The sequence below is a fragment of the Allobosea sp. RIT-PG3_2 genome, from assembly GCF_057321085.1.
The window spans coordinates 604271-626385 of sequence record NZ_JBXWCA010000002.1 but is presented as its reverse complement, the minus strand read 5'-3'; the positions used below and the strand labels follow the sequence as shown (position 1 = coordinate 626385).

At 67.3% G+C, this 22115-nt stretch carries 21 protein-coding genes and 1 tRNA gene; 15 read left to right on the top strand and 7 right to left on the bottom strand.

The window, feature by feature from the left end:
• The first annotated feature begins 49 nt into the window (after positions 1-49).
• Positions 50-2545: an ATP-dependent helicase HrpB gene (gene hrpB / locus AC2FAN_RS08520; protein WP_485173397.1), complete on the top strand. Its 2496-nt coding sequence runs from the start codon at positions 50-52 to the stop codon at positions 2543-2545.
• 124 nt (positions 2546-2669) lie between these two features.
• Here hrpB and AC2FAN_RS08515 read toward each other — a convergent pair whose 3' ends face one another.
• The 3 genes from AC2FAN_RS08515 to aroA form a co-directional block, all read right to left on the bottom strand.
• The gene (locus tag AC2FAN_RS08515) at positions 2670-3476 is read right to left on the bottom strand and encodes a DUF1194 domain-containing protein (RefSeq protein ID WP_485173396.1); all 807 of its coding nucleotides are present in this window, start codon (positions 3474-3476) and stop codon (positions 2670-2672) included.
• Between the two features lie 116 nt (positions 3477-3592).
• Complete coding sequence (gene cmk / locus AC2FAN_RS08510) at positions 3593-4246, bottom strand: (d)CMP kinase (protein ID WP_485173395.1); 654 nt, start codon at positions 4244-4246, stop codon at positions 3593-3595.
• The gene (aroA, locus tag AC2FAN_RS08505) at positions 4243-5586 is read right to left on the bottom strand and encodes a 3-phosphoshikimate 1-carboxyvinyltransferase (protein WP_265051273.1); all 1344 of its coding nucleotides are present in this window, start codon (positions 5584-5586) and stop codon (positions 4243-4245) included. The genes cmk and aroA overlap by 4 nt, the downstream gene beginning before the upstream one ends.
• A gap of 227 nt (positions 5587-5813) precedes the next feature.
• Here aroA and AC2FAN_RS08500 point away from each other — a divergent pair, with 227 nt between their 5' ends.
• Both AC2FAN_RS08500 and AC2FAN_RS08495 read left to right on the top strand, forming a co-directional pair.
• Positions 5814-6206, top strand: coding sequence for a TIGR02300 family protein (locus tag AC2FAN_RS08500; protein WP_485173394.1), 393 nt, complete (start codon positions 5814-5816; stop codon positions 6204-6206).
• A 171-nt stretch (positions 6207-6377) separates the two neighbouring features.
• Positions 6378-6453 (top strand) — tRNA-Ala (locus AC2FAN_RS08495).
• A 173-nt stretch (positions 6454-6626) separates the two neighbouring features.
• Here AC2FAN_RS08495 and AC2FAN_RS08490 read toward each other — a convergent pair.
• The 3 genes from AC2FAN_RS08490 to aspT form a co-directional block, all read right to left on the bottom strand.
• Positions 6627-6947: a hypothetical protein gene (locus AC2FAN_RS08490; protein WP_485173393.1), complete on the bottom strand. Its 321-nt coding sequence runs from the start codon at positions 6945-6947 to the stop codon at positions 6627-6629.
• A gap of 160 nt (positions 6948-7107) precedes the next feature.
• Positions 7108-7665, bottom strand: coding sequence for a L,D-transpeptidase (locus tag AC2FAN_RS08485; protein ID WP_485173392.1), 558 nt, complete (start codon positions 7663-7665; stop codon positions 7108-7110).
• A 109-nt stretch (positions 7666-7774) separates the two neighbouring features.
• Positions 7775-9442: an aspartate-alanine antiporter gene (gene aspT / locus AC2FAN_RS08480; RefSeq protein ID WP_265051277.1), complete on the bottom strand. Its 1668-nt coding sequence runs from the start codon at positions 9440-9442 to the stop codon at positions 7775-7777.
• A 248-nt stretch (positions 9443-9690) separates the two neighbouring features.
• Between aspT and AC2FAN_RS08475 the strand changes: the two genes are divergently transcribed.
• The 7 genes from AC2FAN_RS08475 (at position 9691) to AC2FAN_RS08445 (ending at position 15496) form a co-directional block, all read left to right on the top strand.
• The gene (locus tag AC2FAN_RS08475) at positions 9691-10863 is read left to right on the top strand and encodes an ABC transporter substrate-binding protein (RefSeq protein ID WP_476806630.1); all 1173 of its coding nucleotides are present in this window, start codon (positions 9691-9693) and stop codon (positions 10861-10863) included.
• A 118-nt stretch (positions 10864-10981) separates the two neighbouring features.
• The gene (locus tag AC2FAN_RS08470; protein WP_265051279.1) at positions 10982-11908 is read left to right on the top strand and encodes a branched-chain amino acid ABC transporter permease; all 927 of its coding nucleotides are present in this window, start codon (positions 10982-10984) and stop codon (positions 11906-11908) included.
• Entirely contained in the window at positions 11905-12894 is a 990-nt protein-coding gene (locus tag AC2FAN_RS08465; protein ID WP_485173391.1) for a branched-chain amino acid ABC transporter permease, read from the top strand. The genes AC2FAN_RS08470 and AC2FAN_RS08465 overlap by 4 nt, the downstream gene beginning before the upstream one ends.
• Positions 12887-13636, top strand: a complete 750-nt coding sequence (locus AC2FAN_RS08460; RefSeq protein ID WP_265051281.1) for an ABC transporter ATP-binding protein — start codon at positions 12887-12889, stop codon at positions 13634-13636. Before AC2FAN_RS08465 ends, AC2FAN_RS08460 begins: the two co-directional genes overlap by 8 nt.
• Positions 13637-13638: 2 nt before the next feature.
• The gene (locus AC2FAN_RS08455) at positions 13639-14337 is read left to right on the top strand and encodes an ABC transporter ATP-binding protein (protein WP_485173390.1); all 699 of its coding nucleotides are present in this window, start codon (positions 13639-13641) and stop codon (positions 14335-14337) included.
• A gap of 199 nt (positions 14338-14536) precedes the next feature.
• Positions 14537-14995 (top strand): cupin domain-containing protein, encoded by a 459-nt coding sequence (locus tag AC2FAN_RS08450; protein ID WP_265051283.1) that lies wholly within the window; start codon positions 14537-14539, stop codon positions 14993-14995.
• A 147-nt stretch (positions 14996-15142) separates the two neighbouring features.
• Positions 15143-15496, top strand: coding sequence for a PilZ domain-containing protein (locus AC2FAN_RS08445; RefSeq protein WP_476806635.1), 354 nt, complete (start codon positions 15143-15145; stop codon positions 15494-15496).
• On the opposite strand, the gene AC2FAN_RS08440 is transcribed toward AC2FAN_RS08445, so the two are convergent.
• Positions 15497-16744 carry a flavin-dependent oxidoreductase gene (locus tag AC2FAN_RS08440; protein WP_485173389.1) on the bottom strand — a complete coding sequence of 416 codons (1248 nt, stop codon included), beginning with the start codon at positions 16742-16744 and terminating at the stop codon, positions 15497-15499. It abuts the gene before it with no gap.
• Between the two features lie 156 nt (positions 16745-16900).
• Between AC2FAN_RS08440 and AC2FAN_RS08435 the strand changes: the two genes are divergently transcribed.
• The 5 genes from AC2FAN_RS08435 to AC2FAN_RS08415 all read left to right on the top strand — a co-directional run bounded on the left by AC2FAN_RS08435 (position 16901) and on the right by AC2FAN_RS08415 (position 22087).
• Positions 16901-17830: a lipid kinase gene (locus AC2FAN_RS08435; RefSeq protein ID WP_485173388.1), complete on the top strand. Its 930-nt coding sequence runs from the start codon at positions 16901-16903 to the stop codon at positions 17828-17830.
• 90 nt (positions 17831-17920) lie between these two features.
• Entirely contained in the window at positions 17921-19018 is a 1098-nt protein-coding gene (locus AC2FAN_RS08430; RefSeq protein ID WP_485173387.1) for a LacI family DNA-binding transcriptional regulator, read from the top strand.
• Positions 19019-19069: 51 nt separating this feature from the next.
• Positions 19070-19945 (top strand): carbohydrate ABC transporter permease, encoded by an 876-nt coding sequence (locus tag AC2FAN_RS08425; protein WP_485173386.1) that lies wholly within the window; start codon positions 19070-19072, stop codon positions 19943-19945.
• Complete coding sequence (locus AC2FAN_RS08420) at positions 19935-20768, top strand: carbohydrate ABC transporter permease (RefSeq protein WP_485173385.1); 834 nt, start codon at positions 19935-19937, stop codon at positions 20766-20768. Before AC2FAN_RS08425 ends, AC2FAN_RS08420 begins: the two co-directional genes overlap by 11 nt.
• A gap of 23 nt (positions 20769-20791) precedes the next feature.
• The gene (locus AC2FAN_RS08415; protein ID WP_485173384.1) at positions 20792-22087 is read left to right on the top strand and encodes an ABC transporter substrate-binding protein; all 1296 of its coding nucleotides are present in this window, start codon (positions 20792-20794) and stop codon (positions 22085-22087) included.
• Positions 22088-22115: the final 28 nt, after the last annotated feature.

The window sequence follows — 22115 nt, the reverse complement described above, 5'->3', positions numbered from 1 at the left end:
CTGGCGAGTGGCTTGCGTGAGGCTCGCGCCTGCGCCACATCGGCCGGGCATGCGCGCCTTTGACACCGCCTTACCCATCGATGCCGTCCTCGGGGACCTCTCGGTCGCCCTGCGGGCGCGGCCGAACGCCGTGCTGGTCGCTCCGCCCGGCGCCGGCAAGACCACGCGCGTGCCGCTCGCCCTGCTCGACGAGCCCTGGACGAAGGACGGCAAGCTGATCGTGCTGGAACCGCGGCGGCTGGCGGCGCGCGGAGCGGCGAACCGGATGGCGCAGACGCTGGGCGAGCGCGTCGGCGATACCGTCGGCCTGCGTGTCCGGCTCGGCTCGAAGATCGGGCCGAAGACGCGCATCGAGGTCGTCACCGAGGGCGTCTTCGCCCGGATGATCCTCGACGATCCGGCGCTGGACGGCGTCGCGGCCGTGCTGTTCGACGAGTTCCACGAGCGCTCGCTCGATGCCGATTTCGGGCTGGCGCTGGCGCTCGATGCGCAGGGCGGCCTGCGCGAGGATTTGCGCATCCTCGTCATGTCCGCGACGCTCGACGGCGCGCGCGTCGCGAAACTTCTCGGCGATGCCCCGGTGATCGAAAGCGAGGGCCGCGCCTACCCCATCGAGACGCGCTATCGCGGCCGCGACCCGCTGAGGCGCATCGAGGATCAGGTCGTCGATACGATCCTGCTTGCGCTGAACGAGCAGCCTGGCTCGCAGCTCGTCTTCCTGCCGGGGCAGGGCGAGATTCGCCGCGTCGAGGAGCGCCTTCGCGAAAGGCTGCGCGATCCCGCCGTGGAGATCGCTCCGCTTTACGGCGCGCTCGACCAGCGCGATCAGGACCGTGCCGTGCTGCCAGCGCCAGCCGGCCGGCGCAAGATCGTGCTGGCCACGGCCATCGCCGAGACCTCGCTTACGATCGAGGGCGTGCGGGTGGTGATCGATTCCGGCCTCGCTCGCGTGCCCGTCTACGAGCCCGATATCGGCGTCACCCGCCTGGAGACGCGCCGCGCCAGCCGTGCCGCCGCCGATCAGCGCCGTGGCCGTGCGGGCCGCACCGAGCCCGGTGTCTGCTACCGGCTCTGGGAGGAGGCGGCGACCGGCGCGCTCGAAGCCTTCGCCCGGCCCGAAATTCTCTCGGCCGATCTGAGCCCGCTCCTGCTCGATTGCGCCGCCTGGGGGGTCGGCGATCCGACCACGCTCGCCTTCCTCGATCCGCCGCCCGCGCCTGCCCTCAAGGAAGCCCGCGCCCTGTTGGCCAGCATCGGCGCGCTCGATGCGGATGGCCGCATCACGCCGGATGGGCGGGCCCTACAGTCACTGCCGCTGCCGCCCCGGCTCGCCCGCATGGTCGTGGCTGCCGCCCGCTTCGGGCAGGCCGGTGTCGCCGCCGATCTTGCCGCCGTGCTGGTGGAGCGTGGGCTCGGAGGCGATGCCATCGATCTTGCCGAGCGGCTGGAGCGGTTCAGTCGCGAGCGTGGCGGCCGGGCCGGCGACATGCGCCGTCTCGCCGAAGGCTGGGCCCGCACGGCGGAGCGGAATGCCTCGTGCTCGGCTGGCGAGCCGCTCTCGTCCGGCCTCCTGCTCGCCTTCGCCTATCCGGACCGCGTCGCGAAGGCCCGCTCGCCGGGCTCCGGACAGTACCTGCTCGCCAATGGCCGTGGCGCGGCGCTGGAAGCCTCGCAGAGGCTGGCGCGCGAGCCCTACATCGTCGTCGCGGAGATGACGGGGGCCGCCCAGCAGGCGCGCATTATGGCCGCGGCCGCGATCTCCGAGGCCGAGATCGCAGCCCTCGTCGCCCATGGCCTCGCACCATTCGCCATCGCAGAGCGAGAGGAGGCGAATTTCGACAGGACAGCGCGCGCATTGCGCGTTCGGGCGGTGCGCCGCTACGGCGCCCTAGCCTTGTCGGAGCGCCCGCTGTCGGTCGCGGATACGCCCGAGAATGCCGAGACCCTGGCGAAGGGCATCGCTGCGCTTGGCATCGACCTCCTGCCCTGGACGAAGGCGCAGAACCAGCTGCGCGAGCGCGTTGCTTTCCTGCGCAAGGCCGAGCCCGAGGAGGACTGGCCCGATCTCTCCGACCTGGGGTTGTCACAGGAGCCTGAGATCTGGCTGGCGCCTCATATCGCCGGCCGTGCCTCACTGGCGGCGATCCAGCCCGGCGATCTCGATTCCGCTCTCGCGACCCTGCTGCCTTGGGAGATGAAGCGCCGGCTCGACGCGGAGGCGCCGACCCATTTCACCGCTCCGACCGGCTCGTCGCTTGCCGTCGACTATGCCGCCGAGGCGGGGCCGACCATTTCGGTGCGGGTGCAGGAACTCTACGGACTCGCGATTCATCCTGCTCTGGCCGGCGGGCGCGTGCCGCTGGTGCTGGAGCTGCTCTCCCCGGCGCATCGGCCGATCCAGGTCACGCGTGATCTGCCGGGCTTCTGGCGCGGATCCTGGTTGGCGGTGAAATCCGAGATGAAGGGCCGTTATCCCCGCCATCTCTGGCCCGACGACCCCGCCGCTGCGCTGCCGACGACGCGGGCCAAGCCAAGGGGGACGTGACACCCAGCGTCATTCTCGGGCGGAGCGAAGCGTAGACCCGAGAATCTCAGGCAGGACGCGGCTCTGGCGCCTCCGCTTGACGAGATGCTCGGGGCAAGCCCGAGCATGACGGTTGCTGCCGGCCTCAATTCCCCATCCGGTCGCGCCATTGCCGCTCGCCGGCGAGGCAGGTGGCGATGTTGCCGGACTGCGCCTTGTGGATGGTCGCGTCCGCCGGCGCCTCGGCGATCTCGCGCAGCAGCTTGGTCTTCGTGGCCTCGACGAACTGGCTCTTCTCGCGGATCGGAATGACGAAGGCCCCGATGCCGGTGATGACGCAGTCGCTGTAGTAGACGTCGAGGTTGTCGATGTCGAAATAGCCGGCCTGCTTCAGCATCACAGGCAGGCCGTTGATGGCGATGCCCTTGGCTCCGGCCTCGTCGCGCGCTGTGGTGACCGGGCGCCCGTCATTATTGGCGCCGTCGCCGGAGATGTCGATCACCCGCCGCATCGCCGTCACGTTCGACTGCTCGAGTAATTGCACGCCCAGGTCGATCGCTCCCGAGATCGAGGTGCGCCGCCCGCGCCGCGTCGGCGCCTCGCCGAGCTCCTCCGCAAACGCCATCGCCGCTGCCGGCCCGTCGATCACCTTCCACGGCCGAACGACGTACTGGAAACCGGTGCCCGCCCATTCGAAATAGGTCACGGCGATCTTGCCGATCGCGCCCTTGTTGATGGCGTCATGCAGCTGCTTCGAGCGGAAGGCTTCGATATAGCCGTTGCGCTGCAGGGCGAGCTCGTCGAGATCCATCGAATAGGAGACGTCGACCGCCAGAACGAGCGCGACGTCGACCTCCTCCAGCGGCGGTCCTGCCGTCTGGGCTCGAGGCAGGGCGGGGTGCCAGAGCGCCGCCGCTGCCAGACATGAGAGACCGTACAGCCAGCGCCGCATCGCCACCTCCGTCGTCCTGTCGCGAATCGGAGTGTGCGCCCGGTCGATGCGATCGCCAAGGTGGAAAACCGGCTGATCGCGCCCGTTTCGATAGCAAATGCGCGAGGAAGTGGCTTTCAGGCGGCCCGGCGGCCGTCGACGACGTCGATGGCTGCGGCAACGGCCTCCTCGACCGTCAGCGCCGAGGTGTCGAGCGTCACGGCGTCTTCCGCCGCCTTGAGCGGCGCGTCGCTGCGGCCGGAATCCCGCGCGTCGCGCCGGCGGATATCGGCGAGGATGCCGTCGAAGGTCACGGCCTCGCCACGCCCGATGAGTTCCTTGTGCCGGCGCGCGGCACGCACCTCCGGCGTCGCGGTGACGAAGAGCTTGGCGCGGGCGTCGGGGCAGATCACCGTACCGATGTCGCGTCCGTCCAGCACGGCGCCGCCGGCCCGGGCGGCGAAGCGCCGCTGCCGCGCCAGCAATCCCGCGCGCACGGCCGGCATCGCCGCGACCACGGAGGCCGCCTCGCCGATCTCGCGGCCGCGCAGCCGGTCCTCGGGAAAGGCCGTCTCGTCGAAGCTGTTGACGATCTCGCCGGCCGCCGCGGCATCGCGTATGTCGTGGCCGGCATCGAGCATGGCGCGGGCCACCATCCGGTAGAGCAGGCCGGTGTCGAGATAGGGCAGGCCGTAATGGGCCGCGAGGCGCCGCGCCAGCGTGCCCTTGCCGGAGGCGGCGGGGCCGTCGACGGCGATGACGAGCCGGCCGCGCGCCGCCGCCGCGCTCATCCGATCCGGCCTCCGAGCTGGTTCATCAGCGGGATGAAGCTCGGGAAGCTCGTGGCGATCATCAGGCCGTCATCGACCACGACCGGCTGCTGCGTCGCCAGGCCCATGACGAGGAAGCTCATCGCGATGCGGTGATCGAGATGGGTCGCGATTGGCCCGCCGCCGCGAACCGGCCCGCCGCCCGAGCCCTCGACGATCAGGTCGTCGCCCTCGATGGCGCAGATCACGCCGGCGGCCTTCAGCCCGGCCTCGACCGCGGCGAGGCGATCGGATTCCTTGACGCGCAGTTCCTGCAAGCCGCGCATCCGCGTCGTGCCGGTGGCGAACGAGGCCGCGACGGCCAGCACCGGATATTCGTCGATCATCGCAGGCGCGCGCTCTGGCGGCACCGTCACGCCCTTGAGGCTCGAAGCCCGCACGCGCAGATCGGCGACGGTCTCGCCGCCCTCATTGGCCTCGCGCTCGATGGTGATGTCGGCGCCCATCTCGAGCAAGGTCGTGAGCAGGCCCGAGCGCAGCGGGTTGGTCATCACGCTCTCGATCAGGATGTCGGAGCCGGGCACGATCAGTCCCGCCACCAGCGGGAAGGCTGCCGAGGAGGGGTCTGCTGGCACCACGATCGGCGCGGCCTGCAATTCGGGCTGGCCCTTCAGCACGATCCGCCGGCCATGCGCGCCTTCCGGCGTCACGGTGATTTCGGCTCCGAAATGAGCCAGCATCTTCTCGGTATGGTCGCGCGTCGCTTCCGCCTCGATCACCGTCGTCTCGCCGGGCGCGGCGAGGGCGGCCAGCAGCACCGCTGACTTGATCTGCGCCGAGGCGACCGGCGGGCGATAGACGATCGGGATGGCCTCCTTCGGGCCGCGCAGGGTGAGCGGCACGCGCCCGCCCTCCTGCTGCGAAACGACGACCGTGCCCATCTGCTCGAGCGGATCAAGGATGCGCCGCATCGGCCGCTTGCGCAGGGAGGCATCGCCATCGAAGGTCGTGGTGATCGGATGCGAGCCGCAGACGCCCATCATCAGACGCGAGCCCGTGCCGGCATTGCCGAAATCCAGAATCGAATCAGGCTCGCGCAGCCCGCCGACGCCAACGCCCTGCACGCGCCAGGCGCCCGGCCCGTCATGGTGGACGATCGCGCCGAGCGCCCGCGCCGCCGCAGCGGTGCGCATCACGTCCTCGCCCTCGAGCAGGCCGGTGACCCTGGTCTCGCCGATCGCCAGCAGTCCGAAGATCATCGCCCGATGCGAGATCGACTTGTCGCCGGGCACGCGGGCGCGGCCCTTGAGCGGGCCGGCGGCGCTGGCGGTGACGGGGACGGGTTCATGGTCGTGGGACACGGGATCGGGGTCTCTCGCTCGAGCCAAACGAAGTGCGCGCCCGCCCTAGCACGCTCGCGCGAGCCGCGCCAATGCGCGGTCATGACGCTGCCATGCGAGGGGGGCGAAACAGCCCCGCTCTTGCGCGCAGCCGTCGCATGGCTCAAATCAACATTTGACAGCGCCGCCCGCCCCGACTAACGGACGCGCCTGCTTTTCAGATACTGATGGTTGAAGGGTCCGACGCAGTGGCGAAACCGGAACTCGGAACGAAGCGCGTTTGCCCGGTCACGGGGCGCAAGTTCTATGATTTGAATAAAGACCCCGTCGTCTCGCCCTATACGGGGCAGGCATATCCGCGCACGATGTTCGAGCCGCAGGCCAAGGCGCCGGTCAAGCCGGAGCCTGAGGAGGAGGACGAGGCCGAGACCGCCGACAGCGCGGTCGAGCTCGTCTCGCTCGACGAAGCCGATGCCGAGACGTCCGAGAAGGAGGCCGTCGTCACGACCGAGGACGATATCGAGGTCGAGGACGACATCGGCACTGAGGATGACGACACCTTCCTCGAAGAGGATGAGGAAGGCGACGACGACGTCGCGGACCTGATCGACGGGGACATCGAGGGCGACGAGGACAACTGAGTCCGACCCTCGAAAAAAGATGACGGCAAAGCGACATTAGGCGCTTGTGTCTTCCGTCCGGGCCGCCTATAGACCGCTGCGTCGCCGGCAGGCGGCTCCGGACGGACCGCCCAAGCGGCGGAATGAAACACCGGATTTTGACGGCCGACCCCCAAACCGGCCGTCGCGCGTGGGGCCATAGCTCAGTTGGGAGAGCGCTTGAATGGCATTCAAGAGGTCGGCGGTTCGATTCCGCCTGGCTCCACCAAATCTCTCCATACTACGCTGGTACGGTTGACGTTCTCGGGCAGTTCGCTGCTACGCCGTCAGTTTCCAGATGGTTTGCGCGAACGGGTTCGGACCGAGACGCGCCGGGTCGCTTAGCCATGCGCCTTCATGATATTCGGCCGTTGCATGGCGATCTCTTCAGGCAGCGGCGTATCACTCCGAGACAGCGTTTTCATCCTTCAGTGATCGGATGAGATCTGCCGCCGCCGTCGGTGTGATCTGGGTGGTGCCGGTTGTCGCGAGCCTGCCGATCAACTGAGCGGCCCGTTCGATCGCGCAGTTCTCCGCAGCAGAAATTGCCTGCAGGAAGATGTCATGAGCCTCGTCGCAATTGGCCATGACGACCCAGAGCTCGGACCCGTAAAGCTTGATCGAAAGGCGGTCGACGAGCTCCGTCGCGCGCGCGCTCGCAGTTGGCATGTTCGCGCTCCATAGGGAGCGCCGTAGATATGGATAAGGCACAGCCTGTTCCATTTCGGCGCAACCAAGTGATCCCCCTCTTCGGTTGATCAAAAGCCGTGCCGCGGAGTGATGTGCCAGTCTCGTCCGGATTATCTGTTCCCGAAGACGGCGAGAACCGCTGCGAATCGGGCAGCCTGTGCGAGGGTAAGGGGCGCGGAACCCTCGCTGTGTCTCATCGCAGCACGACCACTTTGGTGCCGGTCCGTACGCGGCCGTAGAGATCGATGACGTCGCGATTGGTCATGCGGATGCAGCCGGATGACACTGCGGCCCCGATCGTATCGGGCTCGTTCGAGCCATGGATGCGGTAGAGGCTCGATCCCAGATAGATCGCCCGCGCGCCCAGCGGGTTGTCGATGCCGCCGGCCATGTGGCGCGGCAGGTCCGGGCGGCGTTTCAGCATCTGCGCCGGCGGCCGCCAATCCGGCCATTCGCGTTTCATCGTGACGGTCTTCGTTCCCGACCAGCTGAAGCCCTGCCGTCCGACGCCGACGCCGTAACGAAGCGCCTGCCCGCTTCCGAGCACGTAGTAGAGCCGCCGCTGGCTCGTCGAGATCACGATGGTGCCGGGCGCCTGCTTGCCGTTCCATAGCACGACCTGGCGCGGGATCGGCTGCTCGCTGAAGATATTGAGGAAATCCGCGAGGCCGCGGCTGATCGGGTTGTCGAAGGCGCGTGCGGGCGGAGCGAGAGCAAGAAGCCCGGCGACGAGAATGATGGCGCGTAGCATGATCGTCCCTACGACGCCCCCCGCCCGGATTTAGGGCGAAGTCGGAAGGGGAGGTCAAGTCAGGCATCGCGCGTGAGTGATCGCGGGCGTTGGCCTGCCGGCTGGATGTCTAGCCGATCATCCCGACCATGCCGACGACCACAGGCCCCATCAGAGGCAGCAGCACGTTCGAGATGGCATAGGTTACGGTATAGCCGATCACCGGCGTCGAATTGCCGGCGAGCGAGACCAGCGCGCTGATCGAGGGCGTGCTGCAATGCTGGCCGGCGATGGCGCCGAGCAGGATCGGCGCCTCGATCTTCAGGAGGTAGCGCCCGATATAGAGCGAGGCGAGGCCGGGCAGGGCCGAAACCAGGATCGACAGCACGGGCAGCACGAGCCCGTATTGCTTGAGCAGGGCGATGGCGTCGGGGCCGACCGAGAGGCCGACCGCGGCGATGAAGGTCGCCAATCCGAAATCCTTCATGAACTCGGCTGCCTGCGGGGGAATGCCGCCGAGCTGGGGCCGGTGCATGTGCAGCCATCCGAAGACGAGGCCCGAGACGAGCGCACCGCCGCCGGTGCCGAGCGTCAGGTTTAGTGCACCGACCTGAATCGCGACCTCGCCGAGCAGGAGGCCCGCGACCACGCCGAGGCCGAGCATGACGAAGTCCGTCGCCGATGTGGTCGGCAGCAGATGCCCGAGCTCGGGCGCCGCGCGGGTGATCGCTTCTTCCGAGCCATAGAGGGTGAGGATGTCGCCCTGTTCCAGCACCGTGCCCGGCAGGGCGGGGATGCCCTGGCCGAGGCGGCGGACATGCGAGATGAAGACGCCGCGCCGCTGCTCGTCGCTGGCCAGGCGGCGCAGGTCGCGAATCCGCAACCCGCTGACCTCGCGGCGCACCAGCACGACCTGACGTTCGACCAGTGGAACATTGTCTCCCGCCGGCATCGGCACTTCCGCGCCGAGGCGCTCGGCGATCGCGATGACCGAGCGCCGCCGGCCGATGACAAGGACGACATCCTCGGCTTCGAGCTGCATGTCCGGCGTCGCCTTGACGAAACCGGAGCCGCGCCCGACCTGCTCGATCGTGACGACGCCGTTGACGCTGTTCTCGAAGGCCCCGACGGTGCCGCCGGCGACAGGGCCGGCCCGGAAGGTGCGCGAGACGATCTCGGGCACGCCGTTTTCCTTGGCGCCGTCATCCTCGGCGCCGAGCTGCCGCGCCAGGGTGGCAGCCTCCTCCCGCAGGTTGATCCGCAGCAGCAGCGGGCCGATCTGGGTGGTGAAGACCACGATGGCGACGAGCCCGAAAAGATAGGTCACGCTATAGGCGGTCGCCATGTTGGCCTGCAGCCGGGCGATCTCCGCGGCCGGTAGGGGAAGGCGTCCGATCGCGTCCGAAGCCGTTCCCAGCACGGCCGACTCCGTTGCCGAGCCGGCGAAAAGGCCGGAAGCCGTGCCGGGATCGAGGCGGAACAGCAGCACGGCGACCGCGACCAGGGCCAGCACCGTCGCCACCTCGACGAAGGACAGGATGCCGTAGCGCAGGCCGCCGCGGATATTGTTGAAGAACTGCGGCCCCGCCGTGAAACCGAGCGCGTAGATGAACAGCGCAAAGGCGACGTTCTTCAGGTCCGGGCTGAGGGTCACGCCGAGCTGTCCGATGGCGAGGGCCACGAACAGCGTCCCGCAGACGCCGCCGATCTGGACGGGGCCGATTCGGATCTTTCCGATCAGGTAGCCCAGCGTCAGGGAGAGGAAGAGGGCGACGACCGGTTGTTCAACGAAAGACACGATGACACCCGCTCGAGACGGAAGGGTAGTCGAGATTATTCGCGGGCCGTGCAAAACTGCAAGAGCTCGCGCTGGGGTAGACGGACGTTCCAACGTGGGAAGCGATGGGCACGGCCGCTCGAAATTTCCGCGTCATGGCCCTTGCAGATATTTTAAGCTTGAAACAATATGCTCCTGCGCGAGCCACAGAAGTTTGAGGGAACCCGGCCGCGCCTCCTTTTTCGCTCGTTCGTCCCGGGAGGGCATCGATGACGACTTTCAAATTCGGCCTCGCAATCGGCTGCGCTGCGCTGGCGCTTTCCATCGCTTCCGCACAGGCGCAGGAGCCGCTCAAGATCGGCGTGGTCAGCGTGCTGACCGGGCCGGCGGCATCGCTCGGCCAGCAGGTCCGCGACGGCTTCCAGCTCGCGGTCGACAAGAACGGCGGCAAGCTCGGCGGCGTGCCGGTCAAGATCACCGTGATTGATGACGAGCTGAAGCCCGACGTCGCGGTGGACCGGGTGCGGACCTATGTCGAGACCGAGAAGCCGGCCTTCGTCGTCGGCCCGGTCTTCTCGAACATCCTCGGCGCGATCGCCAAGCCCGTCCTCGATTCCGGCGCCTTCCTGATCAGCCCGAATGCCGGCCCCTCGACCATGGCGGGCAAGGCCTGCAACAAGAACTTCTTCGTCACCTCCTACCAGAACGACCAGGTGCACGAGGTCCTCGGCAAATACGCGCAGGACCAGAACTACAAGAAAGCCTACATCATCGCGCCGAACTATCAGGCCGGTAAGGACTCGCTCGCCGGCTTCAAGCGCTACTTCAAGGGCGAGATCGTCGACGAGGTCTATGCGCCGCTGAACGCGATGGATTTCTCGGCCGACCTTGCCAAGATCGCCTCCTCCAAGCCCGACGTCGTCTTCGCCTTCCTGCCCGGTGGGCTCGGCGTCAATTTCGTCAAGCAGTGGTCGCAGGCCGGCCTGCAGGGCAAGATCCCGTTCCTCTCCGCCTTCACGGTCGATGAATCGACCCTGCCGGCGCAGCAGGACGCGGCGGTCGGGCTCTATGGCGGCATGACCTGGGCGCCCAACATGGACAATGCGCAGACCAAGGCTTTCGTCCAGGCCTATGAAGCCGCCTACAAGATCGTGCCCGGCTCCTATGCGCAGCAGGCTTATGACGCGGCGATGCTGATCGATTCCGCGGTGAAGGCCGCCGGCGGCGCCGGCAACGCCGACAAGCTGCGCGAGGCCATCAAGAAGGCCGATTTCACCTCGCTGCGCGGCAAGTTCAAGTTCAACACCAATGGCTATCCCATTCAGGACTTCTACCTCGTCAAAGTCGCCAAGCGCGCCGACGGCAAGTTCCAGACCGAGATCGCCGAGAAGGTGTTCAGCGACTACGCCGATCCGCACGCCAAGGATTGCGCGCTGAAGTGACGCAAAGCGTCATCCTCGGGCGAAGCGCAGCTTCGACCCGGGGATCTCTTCGTCACGAGATGCTCGGGTCAAGCCCGAGCATGACGTCTTATGACCGGCCCTGACGTAGGACCGCGCAATGACAACGAGCCTCCTGATCGTCCAGCTCCTCAACGGCCTCCAGTTCGGCATCCTGCTGTTCCTGGTCGCGGCCGGACTGACGCTGGTCTTCGGCGTGATGGACTTCATCAACCTCGCCCATGGCGTCCAGTACATGCTGGGCGCTTATCTCGCCGTAACCTTCGTCGGCCTGACCGGCTCCTTCATGCTCGGGCTCGTGCTCGCGCTCGCCGCCGCGCTGCTGCTCGGGCTGGCCTTCGAGTTTCTGGTCTTCCGGCATCTCTATGAGCGCGACCATCTCGACCAGGTGCTGGCGACCTTCGGGCTCATCCTTCTCCTCAACCAGGCGGTGAAGATGATCTGGGGCGCGGCGCCGCTTTCGGTGCCGGTGCCCGAATTCCTCTCCGGGAATGTCCGGCTGCTCGATGGTATCCTCTATCCGACCTATCGCTTCGCGCTGATCGGGGCAGGGCTCGGCGTCGGCGCGCTGCTCTGGTTCGTCGTCGAGAAGACGCGCACCGGTATGCTGCTCCGGGCCGGCGCCTCGAATGCGCCGATGGTTTCCGCGCTCGGCGTCGACATTCGCAAGCTGTTCATGGTGGTCTTCGCCTTCGGCACCATGCTCGCCGGCTTCGCCGGGGCGATGGCAGCGCCGATCCTCTCCGTCGAGCCCGGCATGGGCGACACCGTGCTGATCCTGGCCTTCGTCGTGATCGTCGTCGGCGGCATCGGCTCGATCCGCGGCGCCTTCGTCGGAGCGCTGATCGTCGGCCTCGTCGACACGCTCGGCCGCTCTTCCATGAACGACCTGCTCCGCTTGTTCATGGCGCCGGCCTCGGCCCGCGCGACCGGGGCGGCGCTCTCCTCCATGCTGATCTATCTGGTGATGGCGGCGGTGTTGTTCGTGCGGCCCGAGGGCCTGCTTCCCGCCAAGGGCCGCTCATGAGCGCGGTGACGACCCCGTCGATGGCCGCGCGGCCGGCGGCGCCGACCGTGCGCTGGCTGGCGCCGCTCGCCATACTCGGCCTGCTGGCGTTGCTGCCTCTGGCCACTGCGCTCGGCCTGCCCTCGCATTGGCTGACGCTGGTGACGCGGGCGATGATCTTCGCGATCGCCGCGCTCTCGCTGGACCTCATTCTCGGCATCGGCGGCCTCGTCTCCTTCGGGCACGCCGCCTTCATCGGGATCGGCGCCTATGGCGCCGGCATCCTGATCACCGAGGGGCAGACGGAGCTGCTGGTCGCGCTGCCTGTGATCCTGATCGTCTGCGGCATCTTCGCGGCAGTGACGGGCTATGTCTCGCTGCGCACGCGCGGTGTCGCCTTCATCATGATCACACTCGCCTTCGGGCAGATGGCCTTCTATTTCGCCCAGGCGCTCTCAGGCTATGGCGGCGATGACGGGCTGACGCTCAACGAGAAGAGCACGCTGCTGGGGCAGGAGATCTTCGGCAACCGCACCGGCTTCTACTATATTGCGCTCGGCACGCTGGCGTTCTGCTACTGGCTGGCCCGGCGGCTGGTCGCTTCGCGCTTCGGCCGCGTGCTGCGGGCGGCGCGCGAAAATGCCGTGCGCGTCACGGTGACCGGCTACGATGTCGACCATGTCAGGCTCGGCGCCTATGTGATCAGCGGCATGATGGCGGGGATCTCGGGCTTCCTGCTCGCCAACCAGACCGATTTCGTCAGCCCGGCCTTCATGTCCTGGCAGCGCTCGGGCGAGCTGATCTTCATGGTGGTGCTCGGCGGCGTCGGCTCACTCTATGGCGCGATCGTCGGTGCGATAGCGCTCCTGGCCGTGGAGGATGTGCTCTCCGGGCTGACGCAGAACTGGAAGGCGATCTTCGGCCCGTTGATCGTGCTCTTCGTGCTGTTCACCCGCGGTGGCATCGCCGGCCTCATGGTCAAGCTTCGGGGGAGCCGCGATGGCTGAGCCGGCGCTCGCAATCAAGGGGCTCGCGAAGTCCTTCGGAGCGCTCAAGGTCACCAACGGGGTCGACCTTTCGATCGCGCCGGGCGAGCTGCACGCCCTGATCGGCCCAAACGGCGCCGGCAAGACGACGCTCGTCCATCAGATTTCCGGGACGCTGCGGCCCGATTCCGGCACGATCCTGTTCGGCGGCACGGATGTCACCCGCCTGCCGCCGCAGAAGCGGGCGCGAGCGGGTCTTGCCCGCACCTTCCAGATCACCTCGACCATCGCCTCGCTCTCGGCGCTGGAGAACGTCGCGCTCGGCGTGCAGGCCCGCAGCAGCCATCCGCTCTCGCTGTTCCGGGACGCTGCGCGGGATCAGGCGCTCAACGCGCCCGCCTGGGAAGCGCTCGAGGCGGTCGGCCTCGCCGGACGCGCCCATGCTCCGGCCGGAAGCCTCTCCCATGGCGAGAAGCGCGCGCTCGAGATTGCGATGGCGCTGACCCTGCAGCCGAAGCTCATCCTGCTCGACGAGCCTTTGGCCGGTGTCGGCCATGAGGAGGGCGAGCGCCTGATCGCCCTGTTGAAGAGCCTGAAGGGCCGCTTCGCCATGCTCTTGGTCGAGCATGACATGAGCGCCGTCTTCGCGCTGGCCGACCGCGTCACCGTGCTGGTTTATGGCGGCGTCATCGCCACGGGCGAGCCGGCGGCGGTCAGGGCCGATCCGGCCGTGCGGCAGGCCTATCTCGGCGAGGAGGGCTAGCGATGCTCAGCGTCGAAGGGCTCGATGCCGGTTATGGCGAGGCGCAGATCCTGTTCGGGGTCGACCTCACCGTCGGCGAAGGCGAGGTGGTGACCCTGCTCGGCCGCAACGGCATGGGCAAGACCACGACGGTGCGCGCCATCATGGGGCTCTTGCCGGCGAAGGCAGGCCGCATCGCCTTCGGCGGCCGCGACCTCACCGGCTCGGCCCCCTTCCGGATCGCCCAGGCCGGCATCGGCCTCGTGCCGGAGGGGCGCCAGATCTTCCCGACGCTCTCGGTCGAGGAGAACCTGATCGCGACCGCCGCGGACCGCTCCGGCAAGAAGCGCTGGGACCTCGAACGCATCTACGCCTTCTTCCCTCGCCTGCGCGAAAGGCGGGAGAACCGCGGCAACCAGCTCTCCGGAGGCGAGCAGCAGATGCTCGCGATCGGCCGGGCGCTGATGACCAATCCGCGATTGACCATCCTCGACGAGGCGACGGAGGGGCTCGCTCCCCTGATCCGCGAGGAGATCTGGAACTGCCTGACGGCGCTGAAGGCAGAAGGAGAATCGATCCTCGTCATCGACAAGAATGTCGACGCGCTCGTCAGGATCGCCGATCGCCATGTCGTGCTGGAGAAGGGCCGCGTCGTCTGGCGCGGCACCAGTGCGGAACTGCGCAGCGACGGCGCCGTCAAGGATCGCTTCCTGCACTTCTGAAGGCTAAGGACAATCGAGGTTTCGTTCCTTTGGATATCCCACCCGCGCCGTCATTCCGGCCAAGCGGCCACAGCCGCGCAGAGCCGGGATACATCGAAGGGCGACGGCGCTCGACGATGGATCCGGGATCTGCGCTTCGCTGTGTCCGGGATGACGATGTGCTCTACGATCAGCAAACGCCAACAGAGAGGAAATACTCATGAAACCGCTGACAGCCGGCGTGACCCGCGCCAATGAAGGCCTCGACGGGATTTCCTGGAGCATCCTCGGCCAGACCTATGTTCCCAAGACCCTGTCGGAAGATAGTTTCTCCTGGCATGCGACCCTGCCGCCCGGCACCTTCGTGCCGCCCCATATCCACACGACGCAGGACGAGTTCATCTACATGCTGGAGGGTCGGCTCGACCTCGTCCTTGACGGGCAGGAGAGCTTCGCCACCGCCGGGGACCTGATCCGCCTGCCGCGCAATGTCCCGCACGGCCTGTTCAACAAGAGCGATTCGACGGTGAAGTGCCTGTTCTGGGTCTCGCCGACGGCGCGGCTCTACGATCTGTTCTGGGGCCTCCATTCCCTGGCCGAGCAGAAGCCCGCCGATGTCGTCGCGCTTGCGGCCAGGCACGAGGTCGACTTCCTGCCGCCGCCGCCCGAAGGTGCCTGAGCGGGCGCGGATTGCGCCGGCGTCGCTTGACGGGCGCCGGCTCACACCTCCGCATTAAGGATAATCGATCGTTAAGCGTGAAAACCTGCCCTCGCTTTGTTTAATAGGGTCCACAACCTTGGGTCGTATTGTTCGGGAGCAGTTGTCATGGATATCGAACGTCGCCGCTTGCTGCGCCAGCGCACGCTGCTTGGCGGTGTCGTTGCCTTCAACGGCCGGCGCTCGACCCTGGATTGCACGATCCGCAACTTGTCCGATCACGGCGCGCTGATGATCCTGTCGGACGCGGTCGCGCTGCCGGAGGCGTTCGATATCGAGATCCCGTCGCGGCAGCGCCAGTATCCCGCGCGCCTGAAATGGCGAAACGGCAATCGGATCGGCATCGCTTTCGCCGACCCGGCTGATGTCGTGCCGCTCGACCTGATGCGCCAGCTCAAAGCGTGCGAGACCGCCAATGCGCGGCTGAAAACACGCATTCGTCAACTGACCGAGGCGGGCTGATCAGCCCTTCCGCGCTGCGAGCTGCTCGGCCGAGAAATCTGCTTTGCCGGCATAGGACTTCACGATCTGCTCGCGTTTGGCATAGCCGAGCACGCGCTCGACATCGTCGAAGCCGTTCGGCGCCAGCGCTTCCACGGCGTCGATGACGCGCTCGGGACCGCCGACCCGGTTCATCGCGACCACCTCGGCCGTCGCCGGCAGTCGCTGAGACTCATAGGCCGCGAGCGCCTGGCGCGGATGTTCAGCCTTCGCCAGCCAGTCGGCAAGGCAGCGCGCATCGAGGATTGCCTGCGAGGCGCCGTTCGAGCCGACCGGATACATCGGATGGGCGGCGTCGCCGAGCAGCGTGACGCGGCCATGGGTCCAGCGCGGCAGCGGGTCGCGGTCGCACATCGGGTATTCCCAGAAGGTCGAGGTCGCCCGGATCAGCCCGAGGATATCGACATCGGGCACGCTGAAGCGGCGCGCGAAGGGCAGCACGTCCTCGAGGCGGCCGGGCTTCGACCAGGCTTCCTTAGGCGGCGGCCGTTCTGGATCGCCGTTCCGGATGTTGACCACCCAGTTGGTCAGGCGCGTCTGCGGCGTTGCCCCCTTGCCGATCGGATAGAGCACCAGCTTGCCGGCCATGCCGCCGGCGATGATCATACTCTCGCCGTCGAGGAACACCGGCCAGTCGCAGGCGCCGCGCCACATCTGGACTCCTTGCCAGCATGGCGAGCCCTGGTTCGGGAAATAGAAGGCCCGCACGGCCGAATGGATGCCGTCGGCGCCGATCAGGATATCGCCGCGCGCCGTCTCGCCGGCACCGCCGAAGCGAGCATCGTTGAAATGCGCGGTGACGCCGCCTTCGTCCTGCACGAAGCCGAGCAGCCGGCGGCCGGTGCGGATCGCATCCTCGCCGAGACGCTCAGCCGCCGCATCGCGGATGACGCGTTGGAGCCGGCCGCGATGGATCGAGAACTGCGGCACCGGCGCCCCAGCATGCAACCCGCGCGGCTCGCGCCAGACCGCCTGCCCGAAGCGGTTCATGTAGACGAGCTCGCGCGTGCGGATGCCGACCTCGTCGAGCGCCGGCAGCAAGCCGAGCTCGGCGAGTTCGCGGATCGCGTGTGGCAGCGTGTTGATTCCGACGCCGACTTCGCGAATCTCGCTGGCCTGCTCATAAACCGTGGCGGCTATCCCTCTGGCATGAAGCGTCAGCGCCAGCGTCAATCCGCCGATGCCGCCACCAACGATGATAACCCGCATATGCCCGTTCCCCAGGGTCTAATATTTTAAGTTTGAAATATCTCCGTTTGCGTTGTCAATCGCCGAATGGCGGCCGCGCCGGAAAGCCCTCGCAGTTGAAATCGGCGGGCAGGTTCCCCACCTGCCTTGCCCGATGTTCAGTCACTGCAGGAGCCGATGACCCCGCCCACCCGCAAGCGCGCGCTGTTGCTGCGCAATCCCAAGGCCAGGCGCGGCCAGGAGTCGATCGATCCGATTCTCCAGCGGCTGGAAGCGGGTGGGCTCGACGTCGCCGTCGAGACCTTCGAGGCCTTGCCGGAGATCGCGCGCGACATCGTCCGCCTGCGCGACAGGGCCGATCTCGTCATCGTCTGCGGCGGCGACGGCTCGGTGTCCTCGGCGGCGCTGGCCGCCATGGAAAGCGGCCTGCCGCTCGGCATCATGCCGATGGGAACGGCGAACGATCTGGCGCGCACGCTGGACATCCCGATGGACCTTCCAGCCGCCGCCGATGTGATCGCGCGCGGCGCGACGCGCCTCGTCGATGTCGGCACGGTCAATGGCCATGCCTTCTTCAACGTTGCGAGTATCGGGCTGAGCAGCGAGCTCGCGCAAAGCCTCGATCCGGCGCTGAAGAAGCGTTTCGGCAGGCTTGGCTACGCGGTGGCGGCCATGAAGGTGCTGACCCGCGCCTCGCATTTCAGTGCGAAGATCACCGAGAAGGGGCGGACCACCGAGGTCGAGACCTACCAGATCGCGGTCGGCAACGGCCGTCATTATGGCGGCGGCAATGTGGTCGAGGAAACGGCTGAGATCGATGACGGGCATCTCGATCTCTACAGCCTGGAGATGAAGAACCTCTGGAAGCTCGCGCTGATGCTGCGCTCGTTTCGCTCCGGCACCCATGGCGCCTGGCAGGAGGTCCGCACCGCGCGCTGCGTCGAATTCGAGATCGAGACGAAGCGGCCGATGCCGGTGAACACCGATGGCGAGATCGTCACGGCGACGCCGGCGCATTTCAAGGTCCACCCGCAGGCGATCTCGATCTTTGCGCCGGTCGGCGGCGCACTGCCCGGAACGAACCGTCCTTCGCTGTATCACCGCTGATCGCGTCGAACCTTTCATGTTTGAGGATTGCATCCTCCGATCCGGCCTGTTAAACGTTTCACAGAAAAACGTTTAACAGGCGATCGCGGGATGGCTGCCAAGCGCATCACGATCAAGGAAGTCGCAGCGCGGGCGGGCGTCTCGATCGCGACGGTCTCGAACGTCTTCAGCGGCCGCAAACCGGTCAACGCCGACCTGCAGGAGCGGGTGAAGGCGGCCGCGCGCGAATTGTCCTATCAGGTCGACCGCGCCGCATCGCAGCTGCGTTCGGGCCAGGCCCGCGTGGTCGGCGTACTCGTTCCCGATCTCGACGACGTCTTCTTCACCTCTCTGGTCTCCCAGCTCGAGGTGATGGCGCAGAAGGATGGCTACGACATCATCGTCTCAAGCTCGCGCGACGATCTGGGGCTGGAGCAGTCGCGGCTGCGCGCCTTGCTGGCCTGGAGGCCATCGGGGCTGATCGCCGTGCCCTGCTCGGACGCGGTCCCCGAGATCCTGCTCGGAGAGATCGGCCGGCTGCCCATGGTCTTCGCCGACCGCGTCGCTCCCGAAGGGTCGGTCGTCGATACGGTGGCGATCGACAATCGCGAAGCGGGCGAGATCGCCGCCCGGCACCTGCTGGCCAAGGGGCATCGCGACATTGTCGTCGCCGCCTCCAGCATCGGCATCTCCCCGATCCGCGAGCGTGTCGGTGGCGCCTGCGAGCTGATCCGGGCGACGCTCGGCCGCGAGCCGACCGTCATCGAACTCGGTTCCAATGCCGATCGAGGCGCCGGCATCTTCCTGCACTGGCTCGAGCGGCACCCGCAGCCGAGCGCCGTCATCGCGCTGACCAACGTCACGACGCTGAGCACCTTGTCGGCTCTGGCGCGGCTGCGGATCGACATACCCAATCCTGTCTCCGTCGTCGGCTTCGACGATTATCCCTGGATGAGCGCCCGGAAGACCGGCCTCACCGCGATCCGCCAGCCGATCGCGGAGATCGCCGAGGCCGCCTGGCGGCGCCTGCGAGGACGCATGTCGGGCGACCATGCCGCGCCCGAACACATCGTCCTGCAGACCAGCCTGCAGGCCCGCGACTCCGTCCGCGATCTCGCACCCGGCAAGGCGGATGGCCGCGATGCCCCCGACCTCGAACCGCTGCTGAACCCGGAGATGCCAACCGCTTCGCCCAAGGCCGTGCACTGACAGATCACCGGGCCGACAGAGCCCGGATCGAAAGAAGTCCTGGAGGAAAGAGTGCAGCTTCAAAGAACGGCACGGATACTGCCGCTGCTCGCGCCGGTACACCTGCTCATCCTGAGCGTGATCGTGCTGCCGTCGTTCTATGTGATGTGGCTCAGCCTGAACACGTCGAGCTTCGGCCAGGCGCCGAGCTTCGTCGGCTTGCAGAACTATTGGCGGGTTCTCTCCGACCCGGCCTTCCACGGCGCGCTGCTGAACACCGTCATTCTCGTCGTCGTGGCCGTCCATCTGGAGCTTGCCGTCGGGCTCGGCATGGCGTTGCTTTTTGCGAGCGGCCTGCCGTTCCGCCGGTTCCTGCTCGTCGCCGTGCTCGCCCCCTATGCCGTCAGCGAAGTCACGGCCGTGGTGATGTGGCGCTTCCTGTTCGATCCCGATGCCGGCCCGGTCACGCTGGCCTTGCGGGCGCTCAGCCTGCCGACGCTCGACTGGTCGTTCGAGCCCTCGCACGCGATGATCCTGATCGGTCTCCTGACCGTGTGGCTGCACCTGCCCTTCACTTTCATCATCGTCTACGCGGCGCGGCTCGCCATCCCCGCCGAACTCTACGAGGCCGCTCGCATCGACGGCGCGACGCGCTGGCAGGCCTTCCGGCGCGTAACGCTGCCGCTGCTTGGCCCTGCCATGCTGATCGCGCTGCTCTTCCGCTACATCTTCGCCTTCCGCCTGTTCTCGGAAGCGTGGCTGCTGACCAAGGGCGGCCCGGCGCGCTCGACCGAGGTGGTCGCGATCTATCTCTATCAGGAGGCCTTCAGCTTCAACGCTTTCGGCCCGGCCGCCGCCACCGCCTGGATCATGGTGCTGGTGTCGCTCCTGCTCGCCGGCGCCTATGTCTTCCTGCTCAGGCGGGGAGGGCTCGCCCATGCGCACTGAGCGCCTTCTCATCGGGGCGGGCAAGGCATTCGCCGTCGTCGCGATCCTGTTCTGGTCGCTGTTCCCGATCCTCTTCATCGCGATGTCGTCGCTGAAGCCGGGGCAGGACATCTTCGCCGTGCCACCGAAATGGCTCTTCATGCCGACGCTGAAGCACTACACCGAGCTCTGGCGCTCCTGGGGCGTGTTCTTCGACGGCCTTTTGAACAGCCTCCTGATCACGGTCGGCGCGACGCTGCTCGCCATCGTCGCCAGCGCCTGCGCCGGTTACGTCTATTCACGGAACTCCGGGCGCTGGCTCGGCGCGAGCCTGCTCGGGCTGATCGTCATCAGGCTGATCCCGCCGATCGTGGTGACGCTGCCGCTGTTCCCGATCGTCAACGCGCTCGGCCTCAGCGACACCCATCTCGTCCTGATCCTGCTCTACGCGACCTTCTTCGTCTCGCTCGGCACGGTGCTGATGCGCACCTTCATGGACCAGATTCCGCGCGAGCTCGACGAGGCCGCCTCCATCGACGGCGCCAGCCGCATGACCATCCTGCGCAAGGTCATCGCGCCGCTGGCGATGCCGGGCGTGCTCGCCGTCGCGGTCTTCGTGATCGTCTTCTCCTGGAACGAGTTCCTCTTCGCCTTCATCTTCACCGCGACGCGGGCCAAGACCGCGCCGCTGGTGATCTCGGAGATGATCGGCTCCATCGACGGCGTCGACTGGGGGATCCTCTTCGCCGCCTCGACGGTGCAGCTCGTGCCCGTCCTGCTCTTCGTCGTCTTCATGAACCGCTACCTCGTGGCCGGCCTCACCGCCGGCTCAACGAAGGGGTAGCCAACCACGAGAGGGAGGAAGCCATGCCGAAGACATCCGCAACAGAGGTGACCCGCCGCAGCTTCATGGCCGGAGCGGCAGGCGCCGCCGCCGCGCTCGCCGCAAGTCCAGGCTTCGCCGCGGGCAAGACGCTGAACGTGCTCAGTCACAAGGTCCACCAGACCGTGCTGGGCACCGGCGACGGCGACCTGATGGCGGGCTGGCGCAAGGCCAACGACGCCGAGATCGCCTTCACCACCTTCGACTCCAACCCGCTGCAGGACCGGCTCTTCCGGGAGGCCAGCCTGAAGGAGACCGAATACGGCGTCGGCTATCTCATCGACAACCGGCCGACCTCGCAGATCGCCGCACTGTTCGAGCCGCTCGACGCCTATCAGAAGCAGGATGCGATCGAGGATTTCGGCGATATCGCGCCCGGCCTCGTGCAGGGCATGACGGTCGACGGCAAGCTGATAGGCATCCCCGTCCGCCACGCCACGCAGGGGCTGTTCTACAACGAGGCGCTGCTGGAGGAGGCCGGCATCACCGCGCCGCCGACGACGCTGGAAGAGCTGATCGAGCAGGCGAAGAAGACGACCTTCACCTCCAAGGCCGGCACCCCGGTCACCGGCATGGTGCTGGCGAGCGATCTCGCCGTCTTCCCGGTGATGTTCGCCCGCGCCTATGGCGGCGACTTCGTCAGCCCCGACCTCAAGCTGGTGCCGAACCGCGAGGCGATGGAGAGCGGGCTCGCCGCATTGCGCGCCATGTTCGAGGCGGGCAGCCTGCCGCGCAGCTACGCGACGACCAAGAACGACGACCAGGTCACCTGGCTGCAGCAAGGCCGTGCCGCCTTCACCGTGCTGCCCTTCGCGCGCGGAGCACAGCTCAACAATGCCGAGCAGAGCAAGTTCCCCGGCAAGATCAAGGCGGTCGAGTTTCCCGGCTCGGCTACGATCAAGGGCAAGGTGCCGATGGCCTCGGTCGTCGAGGCCTGGGCGATGTCGATCCCGAAGAATGCCAAGGACAAGGCTCTGGCCTGGAGCTTCATTAAGGAGGTGTCGAGCAAGCGCGTCACGCTCGGCATGGCCATCAATGGCAACGGCCCGGTGCGCGTCTCGACCTATGCCGATGAAGGGCTGAAGGCCAAGAACCCGCTTGCTGCCGTTGAGGCGAAGGTGCTGGCGACGGCGCGCGGCGCCTTCCCGCCCTTCCCCGAAGCCGCGCGCGCCCAGGCGACCTTCCTCGAGGAAGTCCAGCTCGCCGTGCTCGGCCGCAAGCCCGTCAAGGACGCGGTCTCCGCCATCATCGAGCGCGTCAAGCCGATGATGCCCGCCTGATCACGCCACAAGGCTGCGGGGCGGGCAG

Bases quoted from the DNA above. Each gene is read 5' to 3' on its own strand.
- AC2FAN_RS08415 (WP_485173384.1), top strand. From the start codon at position 20,792: ATGCCGAAGACATCCGCAACAGAGGTGACCCGCCGCAGCTTCATGGCC.
- AC2FAN_RS08475 (WP_476806630.1), top strand. From the start codon at position 9,691: ATGACGACTTTCAAATTCGGCCTCGCAATCGGCTGCGCTGCGCTGGCG.
- AC2FAN_RS08435 (WP_485173388.1), top strand. From the start codon at position 16,901: ATGACCCCGCCCACCCGCAAGCGCGCGCTGTTGCTGCGCAATCCCAAG.
- hrpB (WP_485173397.1), top strand. From the start codon at position 50: ATGCGCGCCTTTGACACCGCCTTACCCATCGATGCCGTCCTCGGGGAC.
- AC2FAN_RS08430 (WP_485173387.1), top strand. From the start codon at position 17,921: ATGGCTGCCAAGCGCATCACGATCAAGGAAGTCGCAGCGCGGGCGGGC.
- AC2FAN_RS08420 (WP_485173385.1), top strand. From the start codon at position 19,935: ATGCGCACTGAGCGCCTTCTCATCGGGGCGGGCAAGGCATTCGCCGTC.
- AC2FAN_RS08465 (WP_485173391.1), top strand. From the start codon at position 11,905: ATGAGCGCGGTGACGACCCCGTCGATGGCCGCGCGGCCGGCGGCGCCG.
- AC2FAN_RS08485 (WP_485173392.1), bottom strand. From the start codon at position 7,665: ATGCTACGCGCCATCATTCTCGTCGCCGGGCTTCTTGCTCTCGCTCCG.
- AC2FAN_RS08450 (WP_265051283.1), top strand. From the start codon at position 14,537: ATGAAACCGCTGACAGCCGGCGTGACCCGCGCCAATGAAGGCCTCGAC.
- AC2FAN_RS08470 (WP_265051279.1), top strand. From the start codon at position 10,982: ATGACAACGAGCCTCCTGATCGTCCAGCTCCTCAACGGCCTCCAGTTC.
- AC2FAN_RS08515 (WP_485173396.1), bottom strand. From the start codon at position 3,476: ATGCGGCGCTGGCTGTACGGTCTCTCATGTCTGGCAGCGGCGGCGCTC.
- AC2FAN_RS08455 (WP_485173390.1), top strand. From the start codon at position 13,639: ATGCTCAGCGTCGAAGGGCTCGATGCCGGTTATGGCGAGGCGCAGATC.
- AC2FAN_RS08460 (WP_265051281.1), top strand. From the start codon at position 12,887: ATGGCTGAGCCGGCGCTCGCAATCAAGGGGCTCGCGAAGTCCTTCGGA.
- cmk (WP_485173395.1), bottom strand. From the start codon at position 4,246: ATGAGCGCGGCGGCGGCGCGCGGCCGGCTCGTCATCGCCGTCGACGGC.
- AC2FAN_RS08440 (WP_485173389.1), bottom strand. From the start codon at position 16,744: ATGCGGGTTATCATCGTTGGTGGCGGCATCGGCGGATTGACGCTGGCG.
- AC2FAN_RS08490 (WP_485173393.1), bottom strand. From the start codon at position 6,947: ATGGAACAGGCTGTGCCTTATCCATATCTACGGCGCTCCCTATGGAGC.
- AC2FAN_RS08445 (WP_476806635.1), top strand. From the start codon at position 15,143: ATGGATATCGAACGTCGCCGCTTGCTGCGCCAGCGCACGCTGCTTGGC.